This is a genomic window from Allofustis seminis DSM 15817, from assembly GCF_000374325.1.
In the GTDB taxonomy this organism is placed as follows: domain Bacteria; phylum Bacillota; class Bacilli; order Lactobacillales; family Carnobacteriaceae_A; genus Allofustis; species Allofustis seminis.
On sequence record NZ_KB894079.1, the window covers coordinates 141,026 to 156,246 of the forward strand.

At 35.8% G+C, this 15,221-nt stretch carries 16 protein-coding genes; all 16 read left to right on the plus strand.

Going from position 1 to position 15,221, the window contains the following annotated elements; translation table 11 throughout:
• The first annotated feature begins 22 nt into the window (after window positions 1-22).
• The 16 genes from C231_RS0100675 to C231_RS0100750 all read left to right on the plus strand — a co-directional run bounded on the left by C231_RS0100675 (window position 23) and on the right by C231_RS0100750 (window position 15,220).
• Window positions 23-871: an aldo/keto reductase gene (locus tag C231_RS0100675; protein ID WP_018658731.1), complete on the plus strand. Its 849-nt coding sequence runs from the start codon at window positions 23-25 to the stop codon at window positions 869-871.
• A gap of 123 nt (window positions 872-994) precedes the next feature.
• Window positions 995-1,711 carry a ribonuclease III gene (rnc, locus tag C231_RS0100680; protein WP_018658732.1) on the plus strand — a complete coding sequence of 239 codons (717 nt, stop codon included), beginning with the start codon at window positions 995-997 and terminating at the stop codon, window positions 1,709-1,711.
• A gap of 2 nt (window positions 1,712-1,713) precedes the next feature.
• Complete coding sequence (gene smc, locus C231_RS0100685; protein WP_018658733.1) at window positions 1,714-5,280, plus strand: chromosome segregation protein SMC; 3,567 nt, start codon at window positions 1,714-1,716, stop codon at window positions 5,278-5,280.
• Window positions 5,270-6,118, plus strand: coding sequence for a Cof-type HAD-IIB family hydrolase (locus C231_RS0100690; RefSeq protein WP_018658734.1), 849 nt, complete (start codon window positions 5,270-5,272; stop codon window positions 6,116-6,118). Before smc ends, C231_RS0100690 begins: the two co-directional genes overlap by 11 nt.
• A gap of 28 nt (window positions 6,119-6,146) precedes the next feature.
• Complete coding sequence (gene ftsY, locus C231_RS0100695; RefSeq protein WP_018658735.1) at window positions 6,147-7,208, plus strand: signal recognition particle-docking protein FtsY; 1,062 nt, start codon at window positions 6,147-6,149, stop codon at window positions 7,206-7,208.
• Window positions 7,209-7,219: 11 nt separating this feature from the next.
• Window positions 7,220-7,573, plus strand: coding sequence for a YlxM family DNA-binding protein (gene ylxM / locus C231_RS0100700; RefSeq protein WP_018658736.1), 354 nt, complete (start codon window positions 7,220-7,222; stop codon window positions 7,571-7,573).
• Window positions 7,574-7,579: 6 nt separating this feature from the next.
• Window positions 7,580-9,019, plus strand: a complete 1,440-nt coding sequence (ffh, locus tag C231_RS0100705) for a signal recognition particle protein (RefSeq protein WP_018658737.1) — start codon at window positions 7,580-7,582, stop codon at window positions 9,017-9,019.
• A 110-nt stretch (window positions 9,020-9,129) separates the two neighbouring features.
• Window positions 9,130-9,402, plus strand: a complete 273-nt coding sequence (gene rpsP, locus C231_RS0100710) for a 30S ribosomal protein S16 (RefSeq protein WP_018658738.1) — start codon at window positions 9,130-9,132, stop codon at window positions 9,400-9,402.
• A gap of 24 nt (window positions 9,403-9,426) precedes the next feature.
• Window positions 9,427-9,672, plus strand: a complete 246-nt coding sequence (locus C231_RS0100715; RefSeq protein WP_018658739.1) for a KH domain-containing protein — start codon at window positions 9,427-9,429, stop codon at window positions 9,670-9,672.
• A 67-nt stretch (window positions 9,673-9,739) separates the two neighbouring features.
• Window positions 9,740-10,261 (plus strand): ribosome maturation factor RimM, encoded by a 522-nt coding sequence (gene rimM / locus C231_RS0100720; protein WP_018658740.1) that lies wholly within the window; start codon window positions 9,740-9,742, stop codon window positions 10,259-10,261.
• Window positions 10,251-10,991, plus strand: coding sequence for a tRNA (guanosine(37)-N1)-methyltransferase TrmD (gene trmD, locus C231_RS0100725; RefSeq protein WP_018658741.1), 741 nt, complete (start codon window positions 10,251-10,253; stop codon window positions 10,989-10,991). Before rimM ends, trmD begins: the two co-directional genes overlap by 11 nt.
• Before the next feature lie 63 nt (window positions 10,992-11,054).
• Complete coding sequence (locus C231_RS0100730) at window positions 11,055-11,762, plus strand: prepilin peptidase (RefSeq protein WP_018658742.1); 708 nt, start codon at window positions 11,055-11,057, stop codon at window positions 11,760-11,762.
• 68 nt (window positions 11,763-11,830) lie between these two features.
• Window positions 11,831-13,087 carry a tetratricopeptide repeat protein gene (locus C231_RS0100735; protein ID WP_018658743.1) on the plus strand — a complete coding sequence of 419 codons (1,257 nt, stop codon included), beginning with the start codon at window positions 11,831-11,833 and terminating at the stop codon, window positions 13,085-13,087.
• A gap of 9 nt (window positions 13,088-13,096) precedes the next feature.
• The gene (locus C231_RS0100740) at window positions 13,097-13,687 is read left to right on the plus strand and encodes a YpiB family protein (RefSeq protein ID WP_018658744.1); all 591 of its coding nucleotides are present in this window, start codon (window positions 13,097-13,099) and stop codon (window positions 13,685-13,687) included.
• Complete coding sequence (locus C231_RS0100745) at window positions 13,659-14,009, plus strand: nucleotide pyrophosphohydrolase (protein ID WP_040407949.1); 351 nt, start codon at window positions 13,659-13,661, stop codon at window positions 14,007-14,009. The genes C231_RS0100740 and C231_RS0100745 overlap by 29 nt, the downstream gene beginning before the upstream one ends.
• Window positions 14,006-15,220: a CCA tRNA nucleotidyltransferase gene (locus C231_RS0100750; protein WP_018658746.1), complete on the plus strand. Its 1,215-nt coding sequence runs from the start codon at window positions 14,006-14,008 to the stop codon at window positions 15,218-15,220. Before C231_RS0100745 ends, C231_RS0100750 begins: the two co-directional genes overlap by 4 nt.
• The last annotated feature ends 1 nt before the right edge of the window (window position 15,221 follow it).

The following is a 15,221-nucleotide window of genomic DNA, read 5'->3' on the forward strand; positions in this document are numbered from 1 at the left end:
TAAATGGAAAGGAAGTGGCATGATGAATAAAAATAGTCGATATACTCTAAATGATGGACACCAAATTCCAGTCATTGGTTTTGGTACATGGCAGATGCCTAATGATGAAAGTACAACGAAAATCATTGAAGAAGCAATTCATGTTGGCTACCGGCATATTGATACTGCTGCCATTTATGGCAATGAAGAAGCAGTAGGCCAAGCCATTAAAAACTCACCAGTTAAACGAGAAGACTTATTTATTACAACAAAGTTATGGAATACTGAACACACTTATGCGAAAGCTAAGCAAGCAATTGATACATCGCTTGAAAAATTACAACTTGATACGATAGATTTATATTTGATTCATTGGCCGAACCCTATTGACTATAGAGAAAATTGGCAAGAAGCGAATGCACAAGCATGGAAAGCAATGGAGGAAGCTGTTCAAGCAGGTAAGATAAAATCCATTGGCGTTTCAAACTTTATGCCACATCATCTTACGGCTCTTTTAGAGACGGCACAACAAAAACCAGTGGTCAATCAAATTTATTTGAACCCTAGTGATGCGCAACCAGAGGTAGTCAAGTATAGTCAGTCACTTGATATTTTACTAGAGGCTTATTCACCACTTGGAACAGGAGAGATCTTCAAGATCAATGAACTTCAGTCCCTAGCTGAAAAATATAATAAATCTGTAGCTCAAATGGCATTGCGCTGGAGTTTGCAAAAAGGATTTTTACCACTCCCTAAAACGCACACATTAAGTAGAGTGGCAGAAAATATTGATGTATTTGACTTTGAGATAAGCATGGAAGATATGAAACAAATGGATCGTTTAAAAGATCAGGCAGGACAAGCTATAAATCCAGATGAAACAACATTTTAATTAATAAAAAAGTACTTTCTAGAAGAAAGTGCTTTTTATGTTGTCATTAATTTTTTAACATTTTGTATTTCAAAAAAAATCCCTTATAATAAATAAGATGCCTGTAAGAAAGAAGGTGGAATAATGTTAGATCGTTTAGATGGATTTTTAATGCGAAAATTCAATTTTAAAATGAAGAAAAAAGAATTATTTTTACAAGCTTTTACGCATTCATCCTATGCGAATGATTACCCAGAAAAACACTTAAAAAATTTAGAACGCTTAGAATTTTTAGGCGATGCGGTACTTGAGCTTTGTGTTTCGGATTATTTATTTAGACATTTTAACGAATTGTCTGAAGGGAAACTAACACAATTGCGATCTGGCGCTGTTCAAACGGCTAGCCTTGCTTCTTTAACGAAAGAAATTCAACTCGATCAATTTATTTTGTTAGGAAAAGGAGAAGAGCAATCAGATGGCAGAAAACGTCCAGCACTATTGGAAGATGTTTTTGAAGCCTTTTTAGGAGCCATTTACCTCGATCAAGGCAAAGATGCCGCCGATTATATTTTAAATCAGACGCTTTTCCCCAAAATAGATCGTGGTGATTTTTCTCATGGGATGGATTATAAAACATCACTTCAAGAATATTTGCAACAAGATGGCCCTGTAAAAATTAATTATCAAGTTGTTGATTCAAGAGGACCCGATCATCATCGTGAATTTGATGTAGAATTAACTGTTAATGGCGTAGTTCAAGGAAGAGGAACAGGTTCGTCAAAAAAACGTGCCGAACAACATGCTGCTAAAGTAGCACTAAATGTTCTTAAATCTAATGAGCTTCCCAGAGATGAGGAATAAGTATGAAGATAAAACAATTAAAAATAAAAGGATTCAAATCTTTTGCGAATGAAACAGTGCTGGACTTTAATGAAGGCTTTACAGCCATTGTTGGTCCAAATGGAAGCGGAAAATCAAATTTAATTGAAGCCATTCGCTGGGTTATGGGAGAGCAGTCTGCAAAATCGCTACGTGGTGGCCGAATGCATGACGTGATTTTTTCTGGAACGAAGCTTCGACCTGCGTTGAATATAGCAACAGTTGAGCTGATATTGGATAATGAAGATCGCTTTTTACCTATAGATTTTGATGAGGTAAGCATCTTGCGACGTATTTCTAAAACAGGTGAATCGCTCTATCAAATTAATCAACAAGACTGTCGTTTAAAGGATATTGTTGATTTATTTTTGGATTCAGGTTTAGGAAAAGAATCATTTTCAGTTATTTCACAAGGACAAGTTGAAGCAATTTTCAATGCAAAACCAGAAGATCGGCGAGCAATTTTTGAAGAAGTGGCAGGTGTCTTTAAATATAAGACACAAAAAGAAACTGCTGAGAAAAAACTTGAAAAAACGCAAGAAAACCTCGATCGCGTTCAGGATATTTTATATGAAATTGAAAAACAAATAAATCCATTAAAAGAACAAGCTGAAAAAGCGGAACTCTATCAAGAAAAAAGAAATAAATTATCTGATTTAGATATTGCTGTTACAGTTTCACAAATTGAAAAGTATGCACATGAGCAAAAAGAAACTAAGCATGTAACAGGCGAAATTTCGGAAGAAATTCAACAAATTCATAAGCAAAAGTTCACCCAAAATGCTGCACTAGCACAACATCAGGGGCAACTAGATGAGATAGAGTCTGAGCAAATTGCACTTAACCGCGAACTTTTAGAATTAACGCAACAAGTAGAGCGAAATGAAGCAGCTTTAAGTTTATTATCTGAGAAGAAAAAGCACCAAGAAATATATAAAAAAGAAAAACAAATTGCAATTGAACAACTTCATGAACAAAATAAAAATATAAAAAGAGCGCTGGATCAGAACCAGGCAGAATTAGATAATATTCGAGAACAGTTGCAAGTAAAAATTAATGAAATAGAGCGTATTGAAAAAAATCGCCAACAGTTGGAAACAAATCCCGAAAAAATATTGGCAGAGTTACGCGACGACTATCTAATTCAGATGCAAGAGTTAACACAAGTCACAAATCAAATTGAATATGCAAAAAAAGAACGAGAAAAAAATGAAGCATTATTTACTCGATTGAAAGAAGAACGTCATCATTTTGAAGAAGAATGTAAGGCGAGACGAACTACATATGATCAATTGCAAAAAGCGCTAGATAAAAATAAAAAGCAACTTGTACAACTATTATCTGATCATCAAACATTAATGACACAAATTGAACAACAAGAAGAAGTTGTAGTAGCAAAACAAAAAAGATGGCAAGATGTCCAAGAAACATTACATCGCGCTCAAATGGAATATCGAACATTAACAGAAATGCAAGAAAATTACACAGGCTATTATGCGGGTGTACGTGCTGTAATGAAAAATCAAGCGCAAATAGAAGGAATTATCGGCACCGTTGCAGAATTAATCGATATTCCTTCACAATATTTAACAGCTCTTGATACGGCATTAGCAAGCACAAGTCAATTTATTGTTACAGAAGATGAAAAAGGTGCTCAACGTGCTATCGCATATTTGAAGAAAACACGAAAAGGGCGAGCAACATTTTTGCCACTAACAAGTATCAAAGCACGAAAAATAGATGCTAAAAGCTATCATCAAATAAAAGACATGCCAGGATTTCTAGCTGTTGCAAATGAAATTGTAAGCATCGAAACACATGCTAAAAAAGTGGCGGAACATCTACTAGGTCATACGATTATTGCACAAGATTTAAAAAGTGCTACAGCATTGGCACGTGAAATCAATCATCGCTATAAAGTTGTGACACTTGAAGGTGATGTCATTAATCCAGGCGGATCAATGACAGGTGGCGATAGTGCAGGAAGAAATAAAGCACAACCAATTTTTATGCAGCAAGAAAAACAACGTCAAATTGAAATTATAATGAAAGAAGCTCAGCAGACACTTCCTATCGTTGAGCAAAAATATAAAAAATCTCAAAAAGAACTTGATGCACTTAAAGAACAACTTGATGAGATTAATGAAAAAGGTGCACAAACACGCCAATTGGAACAACAAGAACTAGCCGACTTAAAAACATTAAATATTCAACTAGAACAATCAGAACGTGCACTAAAAGGAATAGACTTTGAATGGTCTGAGGCAGAATTAAGTCAAAATGAAGTACAATTGCAATATGAAAATGCAATAGATCAGAAACAACATTTAACAAATAAAGTTGCAGAGTTAAAAGAACAGATGGACCGCTTGCAACTGAAGCAAGAAGACCTTGTGGCAGAAAAGGACAAGCTATTTCAAGAAGGCCAGGCACTACAGCTTCAAAAACAAGAAATAAATGAACAACATGCGATTTTATTGACAGAAATTCGCCAGTTGCAACAAAATTTATCTGAAAATGATAACAAAAAAAATAGCTTAATGGATGAACTTGAACAAGCACATCAAGAAAAAGCAATTTATTCAAAAGAAGAATTATTAAATAAAAAAGAAAAAATAACGGCCCAAATGGCACAGGTCAATACTAAGCTGACAGCCCTTCAAAGCTTGCAAAAGCAATTGCGCAGTGAAATTGAACACCTCAATCAGGAAGTGGTAGTACTCACTGAATCTGGTGAAAAATATAATGAACAACTTAATGCTTTAAAAGTGAGTTATTCAAAACGTGATGTTAAACTCGACTATTTACTACAATATTTAGTGGAAGAATATCAAGTTAGCTATGAAGAAGCACGTTTTATTAATAGTGAGTCCCTTGATATAAATAAAGCCCAGAGCACTGTCAAGCAGTTAAAAAATGAAATTAAAGCGTTAGGACCTGTTAATTTATCCGCTATTGATGAATATCAAGTTGTTTTTGAGAGATTTGAATTCTTATCACAACAACAATCGGATTTAATTGAAGCAAAACAAAAACTATTTGACACAATGGATAAAATGGATCATGAAGTAAAATATCGCTTTAAAGAAACTTTCGAAAAAATACAAGAACAATTTGCGGTAGTCTTTCCACAAATGTTCGGTGGTGGGAAAGCAGAGTTACAACTTACCAACCCTTCTGATTTACTCGAAACAGGTATTGAAATAATTGCTCAACCTCCTGGAAAACAATTAACACGGTTAAGTTTGCTTTCTGGTGGAGAGCGAGCGTTGACTGCCATTTCGCTACTATTTGCTATTATTCGTGTTCGTCCTATTCCATTTTGCATTTTAGATGAGGTGGAATCCTCTTTGGATGAAGCAAATGTTTCGCGATTTGGAAGTTATTTACAAGAATTTGAAAATCAGACACAATTTATTGTTATCACTCACCGAAAAGGTACAATGGAAGAAGCCGATCGATTGTATGGGGTTACCATGCAAGAACAGGGCATCTCTAAATTAGTATCTGTCAGTCTGAAAGAAGCGGAAGGGATGGATCATGTTGTTTAAAAAATTTGACATTCGTTTAATTGTTACTGACTTAGATGGTACATTGCTTGCTAATGATGGCAGTGTGCCAAGAGAAAATGTTGAGATGATTGAAATGGCTAAAGCTTCTGGAATTCAAGTGGTTATCTGTACGGGACGGCCCCTGCGTTCCATGCAGTACTTGCTAGATGCATTAAATTTTACTGATAAGAATGATTTGGTCTGTACATATAATGGAGGACTCATCCAATATGCTTTAAGCGGTGAAGTCTTGCATCAAGAAACATTATCCATCAGTGATGCCAAAGAAATGGAAAATATGGCAAGTGGGCTCAATTTACCTTTATGTTTAGTCGATTTAGATGCGATCTATGAGTTGCCTTATCCCGAAAATGCTCCTTCCGTCTATCAACTGAATCGTCGCTATAATCCCCAAGATGATGGTGGATTAAAATTCCGTTCGATTCAATTAGAACAAATGCCTGCAGATTGGGCAATTAATAAAATGGTCATCGCACGTCCAAAAAATGAGCTAGATGCAGCGACTCCAAATATTCCTAAGAAATATTTTGAAAAATATAATATATTTAAAACACAACCTGATTTTTTAGAAATTGTGTCTAAAAAAGCCAATAAAGGTTATGCTATTAAATATTTACAAGAACATTTAAATTTAAAGCCATCACAAATCATGGGAATTGGTGACCAGGAAAATGATATTTCGTTGATTGAAGCTGCAGGATTCGGGGTGGCAATGGGAAATGCCATTGCTCCAGCCAAAGAAGTGGCACAATTTGTAACTAAAACAAATGAAGAAGCAGGATTTGCTTACGCAGTACAAAAGATATTATCTGAGTAGGATTGAATATATAATGAGGTGAATATTTATGGGATTATGGGACCGAATAAAAAAGGCGGTTTCTTATGATTCAGTAGAAGAAAAAGAAGTCATTGAAAAGAAAGATCCTTCGTTACGCGATGATTATCAAAGTATGCGCACCGATCAGGAAGAAGCTTTCGACAGACCTATAACATATGAGGAAGGTCTGGCAAAATCAAGAAATACTTTCACACGTCGCTTTAAAGAACTCATGGCAAGTTTTCGATACGAAGATGAAGACTTCTTTGAAGAATTGGAAGACTTGCTGATTGAGTCAGATGTCGGATTTGAAGCAACAATGGAAATCGCCGATATTATGCGCCACGAAGCCAAAGTAGAAAACATTAAGACTGTAAAAGATGCAGAACGCGTGCTTATCCAAACGATGGTTGAAATGTATGAAGCAACTAGTCCAGACCATGTTGAGCTTAAGGTCAATCCAAAAGGGCCCACTGTTCTTTTATTTGTAGGGGTAAATGGTGTCGGAAAAACAACGACCATTGCAAAATTAGCACACCAATTAATTAAAGAAGGCAATAAAGTTCTTCTAGCAGCTGGCGACACTTTCCGTGCAGGCGCTATTGAACAACTTCAAGTTTGGGGAAAAAGAGTAGGTGCTGATGTTGTAGCTTCTAAGCAAGGAGCAGATCCCTCCAGTGTTGTCTTTGATGCTTTGAAACTTGCAAAAGAAAGACAATATGATTACCTACTTGTAGACACTGCGGGAAGATTGCAAAATAAAAAGAATTTAATGATGGAACTTGAAAAAAAAAATCGTGTCATCCAACGAGAGATTCCAGATGCTCCTCATGAAACGATTATTGTTTTAGATGCTACAACAGGACAAAATGCACTAATTCAGGCAAAACAATTTAGAGAAATTACAGCTGTCACAGGTATTGCACTAACAAAAATGGATGGTACTGCAAAAGGTGGTATCGTATTAGCCATTGGAAAAGAGCTGGGAATTCCTGTGAAATTTGTAGGACTTGGCGAAGGAATGGAAGACTTACGCCGCTTTGAAATTGAGCGATTTGCCTACGGATTATTTAAAGATTTAATTTCTTAAGGATGATGAATATGCAACTAGAAAAAATGCTGGAAATGAATCGTTTGCTTTCTTTTTATGGCGATTTGTTGTCGCCGCGTCAAAGAGAATTTATGAAAGATTATTATGAAGAAGATTTTACATTACAAGAAATTGCCGAAAATAATGAAATTAGTCGGCAAGCGGTTTCCGACAGTATTCGAAAAGCGGAGCAATCATTGCAAGATTTTGAAGCAAAATTAAATAATGTCGCCGATTTTAAAGTAAGACGTTGTTTACTTCATACATTAACTGAATACGTAAAAAAAACATATCCTAATGATTTAAAATTACAGCAACTAGTAGAAAATGTCATTCAAAATAAAAGCATAACCGGAGAGGAGTAATAGTTAATGGCCTTTGAAGGATTAACAAGCCGCATGCAAGCTGCTTTTAATAATTTGAGCAAAAAAGGAAAAGTAACACGCGAAGATGTTGATGTCACAATGCGCGAAATTCGAGTCGCTTTGTTAGAAGCTGACGTTAACTATAAAGTGGTTCGCGAGTTTGTAAAAGATGTTAAAGAAAAGGCAATTGGTGAAGAAGTTCTTGGAAGCCTTGAAGGAGGTCAGCATGTTGTTAAAATCGTTAATGACGAGTTGATCGCCTTAATGGGTGGAGAAGTTGAAGATGTTAAGGTGAGTGATATTCCACCGACCGTCTATATGATGACGGGGCTTCAAGGAACAGGGAAAACGACCACAGCGGGTAAGCTTGCTAATTATCTAAGAAAAAATAAAAATATGAAGCCGATGCTCATTGCAGCAGACGTTTATCGGCCTGCTGCGATTGACCAATTAAAAACTGTCGGAGAGCAATTGGATGTTCCTGTTTTTAGTATGGGGGATCAAGTAAGCCCAGTTGAAATTGCAAAACGTGGCTTACAAGAAGCAAAAGACCAAAATCGCGACTTGGTCATTATCGATACGGCAGGACGCTTACATATTGATGAAGAATTAATGGATGAATTGGCGGATATTAAACAAGCTGTAACGCCAGATGAAATTTTCTTAGTCATTGATGCGATGACTGGGCAAGATGCCGTCAATGTGGCGCAAAATTTCAATGAAGCATTAGACATCACAAGTATTATCTTAACGAAATTAGATGGTGATACTCGCGGTGGAGCGGCACTTTCCATTCGAAAAGTGACAGGAAAACCGATTAAATTCACTGGGCAAGGTGAAAAACTTGATGCTTTGGAACCATTCCATCCGGACCGAATGGCGAACCGCATTTTGGGCATGGGTGATATTCTGACATTGATTGAGCGCGCCCAACAAGAAGTGGATGAACAAGAAGCAGAAGCATTAGCACAAAAAATGAAAGAAAATCGTTATGATTTTAATGACTTCATCAAACAAATGGACCAAATGAGAAATATGGGACCAATGGAAGAATTATTAAAAATGATTCCCGGCGTATCTTCATTGCCAGGCATGGATCAATTTGAAATGGATGAACATGAATTGGATCGCATGAAAGCGATTATTCAATCCATGACCCCACTTGAAAGAGAAGATCCAGATATTCTTACGCAAAATCGTCGACGTCGTATCGCTAATGGAGCTGGTCGTCCCGTTGCAGAAGTTCATACATTAATCAAACAATTCAAACAATCGCGCGAGATGATGTCTGCAATGACTAATGGCAAGATGCCGACCGGCCTAAATAAATTATTAGGTGGCGGAGGATTAGGTAATCTTAGCAATATGCTGGGTAATTATGGTGGAGCTAACTTGAATAAACCACATCGCAATCGCAAGAAAAAACGTATTCGTCGAAAAAAATAATCTTGTAAAGCAAAAAAGCTTTACAAGGATTTAACTTTATGTTATATTATACTCCGCGAGTGAAAAATGCTTTTCATTTCAATTTAAATTATAAGGAGAGTTTATTAAATATGGCAGTAAAAATTAGATTACAACGTGTAGGATCCAAAAAACGTCCATTCTATCGTATTGTGGTTGCAGATTCTCGTCGTGCCGCAACAGGACGTATTATCGAAAAAATTGGACATTACAACCCAATCTCACAACCAAAAGAAGTGACGATTGATGAAGATCTTGCAATGAAATGGTTAAAAGACGGTGCTAAACCATCTGATACCGTTCGCTCATTATTCTCAGCACAAGGTATTATGGAAAAATTCCATAATGAAAAATTAGGCAAATAACTTTTTAGATGAAGGATGATAGTTATGACTGATCAGGAAATGCGTAAGTTAATTCGAGCAATTGTTGAGCCTTTGGTGAGCCATCCAGAAGCAATCAATTTAGAATTACAAGAAACTGAAGATTTCCATGAATATTTATTATCTGTTCACGAAGAAGATGTGGGACGAGTGATTGGTAAACGCGGACGCATTGCAAAAGCGATTCGTGCCATTATTTATAGCATTGACTATGATGGTGACAAACGCGTTCGTCTAACAATTCTTGATTAATGAATAATGCCTCTTACTTTTCAGTAGGAGGTTTTTTTATAAGAAATGATAAGGAGGCACTCATCGCATGCACTTATTAAAATTAGGAAAAATTGTCAATACACATGGAATAAAGGGAGAAGTCCGTATCCAATCACTTACAAATCATGCTGAAAATCGTTATCAAAAAGGGCAAGATTTAATTGCAACGCTGAAAGATGGGCAGCAAATTCATGTAACTGTTGCAAGCCATCGCGTTCATAAATTGTTTGATTTAGTAAAATTTGTTGAATTTCCATCTATTAATGAAGCAGAGGCTTTAGTTCATGCAGAATTATTTATTGATGCCCAGCAGCTGCCAGAAACAGTAGAAGATGAATTTTATATTCATGAAATTATTGGAATGACAGTTATTACAGAAACCCATGAAGTGCTAGGAACTTTGCATGAGGTGCTTGTTTATCCTGCCAATGATGTTTGGGTGGTTCAGCGTAGCGGGAAAAAAGACTTATTATTACCAGCAATTAAAGAGGTAATAAAAGCGATAGACTTTGAACAAAAAACTATCGTGGTTCATTTAATGGAAGGTTTGGATGCGGATGAAGATTGATATTTTAACTTTATTTCCAGAAATGTTCACAAGTCCTTTTAATGCATCAATTATTAAACGTGCAATGGACGAAAATATTGTAGAGATTTCAACCTTAGATTTTCGCCAATATGGCATTGGAAAACATAAAATAGTAGATGATACCCCTTATGGTGGAGGTGCTGGCATGCTTTTGAAGCCGGAGCCGATATTTGAAGCAATGGACGAGATAAATGCTGCGGATCCAACTGCGGAAAAACGCATCATATTGATGGATCCTGCGGGGAAACCTTTTAATCATGAATTGGCGGAAGATTTTTCAAAAAGTGATCATCTGGTTTTTATATGTGGACATTATGAAGGCTACGATGAGAGAATTCGTACACTAGTTACGGATGAAGTTTCATTGGGCGATTATGTATTAACGGGTGGTGAATTAGCAGCTATGGTAATGATTGATGCTACAGTTCGGCTACTTCCAGGTGTTTTAGGGAATGTTGATAGTGCCAAGGAAGATTCTCATGCCTCAGGTTTATTGGAATATCCTCATTATACTCGTCCTGCTATGTATCGCGGAATGGAAGTTCCAGAGGTATTAAGAAATGGCAATCATCAACTGATTGAAAAATGGCGACATCAAGAATCATTAAAACGTACATATGATCGAAGAAAAGATATGTTAAAAAATTATCCACTAACAGAAGAGGATAAACAATTCATTCAACAACTCATTAATCCAATTCAAAAATAACAATATAAATTAAAAGACACTCTTTTAGAGTGTCTTTTAATTTATTAGAAAGTAGGAAGATTAATGATTTATTATGTCGGATTATTGGGACTGATTTTTGGATCATTCTTTAATGTTGTGGGATATAGATATCTTTGGGATGACTTTTGGAGGCAATCGCGTTCATATTGTCCTTTTTGTCATCAAACATTATCATTTATAGAATTAATACCTATCTTTTCTTATCTTTTTCAAAAAGGACGCTGTCGTACATGTCATCAGCTCATTCACTGGAGCTATCCTTTAATTGAATTAATGACTGCGATGAGTTGGATGCTATGTTTTAAATTTTCATCATCATGGGCAGAATTTCTTTTGTTGACGGCCTTTTTTAGTATTTTAATCATTTTAACAGCCATCGACTGTAAGCATTTTCTCCTTCCTAATGAGTGGCTCTTTATTTTAGGATTTTGGCTAATGTTTCAGCAGTTATTCTATCAACAGTCATTATTTTTAGGTGTGATTCGAGCAAGTATTTTATTTTTGGTGGCAATATGTGTTTATCGTTTGATGGAACATAAGATAGGAGCAGGAGATATTAAAATGTTGTGTGTGCTAGCGATTGGTTTTACATTTCAAGAACTTATCTGGATCTTATTTATTTCGTCTGCAGTGGCATTGATAATGATAGGCGGTTTGTTGATTCGAAAAAAATTAGAATGGAAAAGTCAAATTCCTTTCGGCCCTTTTCTAGCAATTGGAACAATGGTTGTGACATTATTCATGAGATAGTCGCCATGAAATCTATTGCGCCATGTGGTACACTTATTAACAAGAATACAAAGAATGGGTGGGTCAGAATGTCCTATACAGAAGAGATTATACATGCCATTGAAAAAGGACAAGTTGATGAGATACATCATTTAGTGCATGGCGCATTGCTTGGAGATTCCGTTGAAGAATTATATCAACTACTCGATATAGTATATCAAGTCGGATTCAACGAGGAATCTTATATGATCGCAAAATATTTAGACTCAAAATTAGATGATGATGAGATGAAAATAATATTATCTGAGATTTCATTTGATAATGGCGAAGATGTGGAAGGCTTACAGTGGCTCCAGAAAATAAATAAAAATAATGCAACATATCCTAAAGCATTATTGGTGATGGCGGATTATTATCAAAGTAATGGTTTTCCAGAGGTCAGCGAACAGAAGTTGAAAGAAGCAGAAGAGATACTTCCTCAAGAGCCAATTATTCAATTTGCATTAGCAGAGTTATATTATTTTATGCAAGAATGGCACAAAGCAGAGCACTATTACCAAGAGCTGATTAAAAATGAATTGACTGAAATTGCAGGCATTTCATTGAAGTCCAGACTTGCAGCAATTCAAGGCATTCAAGGTGAGTTGGATGAAGCGGTTCATTCTTATCAAGAAGCAGTTGAAACTCATCCACATATTGATACCCATTTTCAGTTAGGTTTTTTATATTTTCAAAAAAGAGATTTTGACAAGGCAGAATTAGCCTTTAAAGAGGTGCTGGCACTTGACCCTAATTATTGGGCAGTCTATCCATTACTTGTTAAATTATATATAGAAAAATCAGAACATGAAAAAGCACTAGAGGCTGTCAATTTGGGGATTATGCGCGATGAATTAAATAGTGAGCTATATTTATTACGTGCGGAACTTTATCTTCATAATAATGACTTTGAATCCGCGGTGGCAGACTTCGAATCTGCTATTCAACTTGATGGGGAAAATGACTTAAATTATTTGCGACTTATTGATATTCTTATGGATCGCGGTGATGATGAGCGAATCATAACGTTGATTCAAACGGCTCCAGAAAGTATCAAAAAATCACCCGAGATTATGTGGCACTTGGCCCAAGCTTATAATCATTTAGAAGAATTGTCTCTTGCAGCTGATACATATGCTCAAGCTGCTGGCTTGCTGCAGACAGATGAACAATTCCTTAAAGATTATTATGATTTTTTAATTTATAGTGGTGATAGTGATAAGAGTCAACATATTGGAAAACGTTATATGCGTTTAAATCCTGATGACTATGAATTTGAAGAGCAATTTCTTCAACGATTTGAATGAGGGTTGCAAATGTCAAATAATATTGAAATGAAACGAAATTTTTTATATTGGTTTGTCCGTCATCATAAATTATCACACCCTGATGTCGTACAAATTTTGAATTATTTATATAATCATCCAACATTATTACAACAAGTGCATATAGTAGAAAATGCAGCCCAAACGCCGCGGGGTATGATATTTTATGCAGATTCAGATGATGAACGCACTTTGACATTTATAAAAAATAGCGAAGTCTTTCATTCAATTGAAATTGCATTGAATGAAGTGAAAAAAGACTGGAGTAACCCTTTATATGTCGAATTTATTTTTCCCTTTGCAAATGAATCACCCCTTTATTTAGCGGTCTTAGAAGATAATCCATATGCTCCGTGGAATGAAGAATTGCCAGAAGAGGCGGTAGTGCCACTTCTTAATGAGCTTGTTATGAATGATATAAAAGGGCAGATTGATGTCCTGAATCAAAAAATTAATCAGGCAATAGATTGTGGCGATTATGAGCAATTTTTGAATTATACAAATAAAATAAAAAAATATGATGAAAAATTATCCAAGCTCAAGTCGCAAATGAATGATAGGGGGGATACACTTGGAGATTAAGGAAATGCAACGACAAGTGGACGAGTACATTCAACAATTTAAAGTCGGCTATTTTGAGCCACTGGCACTTTTAGCACGAATTACTGAAGAAGTTGGCGAATTGTCGCGAGAAATCAATCATTTTTATGGATCGAAGCCTAAAAAATCTACCGAAGACTATAAAACGATTGACGAAGAATTGGCAGATGTTCTCTTTACTGTGATTTGTATGGCCAATGCATTGGATATTGATTTAGAGTCTGCTTTTTTAAGTACGATGGACAAATTCAAAGTTCGCGATAAAAATCGCTTTGAACGAGTAAAGAAAGAAGAAAGCGAATGAAAGAACATGAAAGAAAAATAAAATTATCCAAGATATTCCTTGAAGCGCTGCCCGTTATCGATGAAATTCAAAAAGCAGGACATGAGGCATACTTTGTTGGAGGAAGTATTCGCGATACGCTTTTAGATTTACCTGTTAATGATGTAGATATTGCCACGAGTGCTACACCTGAAGAAGTAAAGTCGATTTTTAAGCATACAATTGATATTGGAATAGAACATGGCACTATAATGGTATTATGGAAAGGGCAACCATATGAAGTGACGACCTTTCGAACAGAATCGACATATGCAGATTACCGCCGTCCAGATACAGTAACTTTTGTCCGTTCATTAAAAGAAGATTTGAAGCGTCGTGATTTTACAATGAACGCAATGGCAATGTCAGCTAATGGTGTATTAATTGATTATTTCAATGGAAAAGATGCGATTGAAAATAAAAGAATTGAAACAGTAGGGCTTGCGCGCGAACGTTTTAATGAAGATGCTTTGCGAATGATGCGTGCGGTCAGATTTCAAGCGCAACTTGGTTTTGAATTAGCGAACGAAACATTCCAAGCGATCAAAAAATTTGCCCCACTTCTTGAAAAGATTGCTGTTGAGAGAGTTCGTATTGAATTTGAAAAGTTATTATGCGGTAAATGGCGCAGTCTAGGTATCCAAACAATGATTCAAACAGATTTATATCAATATTGCCCAGAAATTGCAAATAAAAAATATGAATTATTACAGCTTGCAAAGACAGATAAAATGGTACATTCTGATACAGAGGCATGGGCATTATTATCTTATTTTTTGCAATATAATGATGATACCTTTTGTGCAAAATCTTTTTTACGTAATTGGAAATTATCGAACCGTTTAATTGATGAGGTGGATACTATATTAAAAGGAATAGCAAGTCGTCCAGCAACTCCTGAAGAAGATTCTTGGTATTTATTTAGTGTTGGATTACAAGCTCTTGAAAGTATCGAAAAAATACGAGCCATTATTGGGGAACCTTCACATTTAAACGATGTAAGGGAAGCTTATCAGCAATTACCTATCACTCATCCGCAGCAACTTGCCATTACTGGAAATGATTTATTACAATATTTTGATAAAAAGCCTGGCCCATGGATAGGTCAAAAATTACACCAAGCATTGCATCATGTTGTAATAGGGCAGGTTGCCAATCAGAAACATGAAATATTGAAAGATTTATTGAAATAAA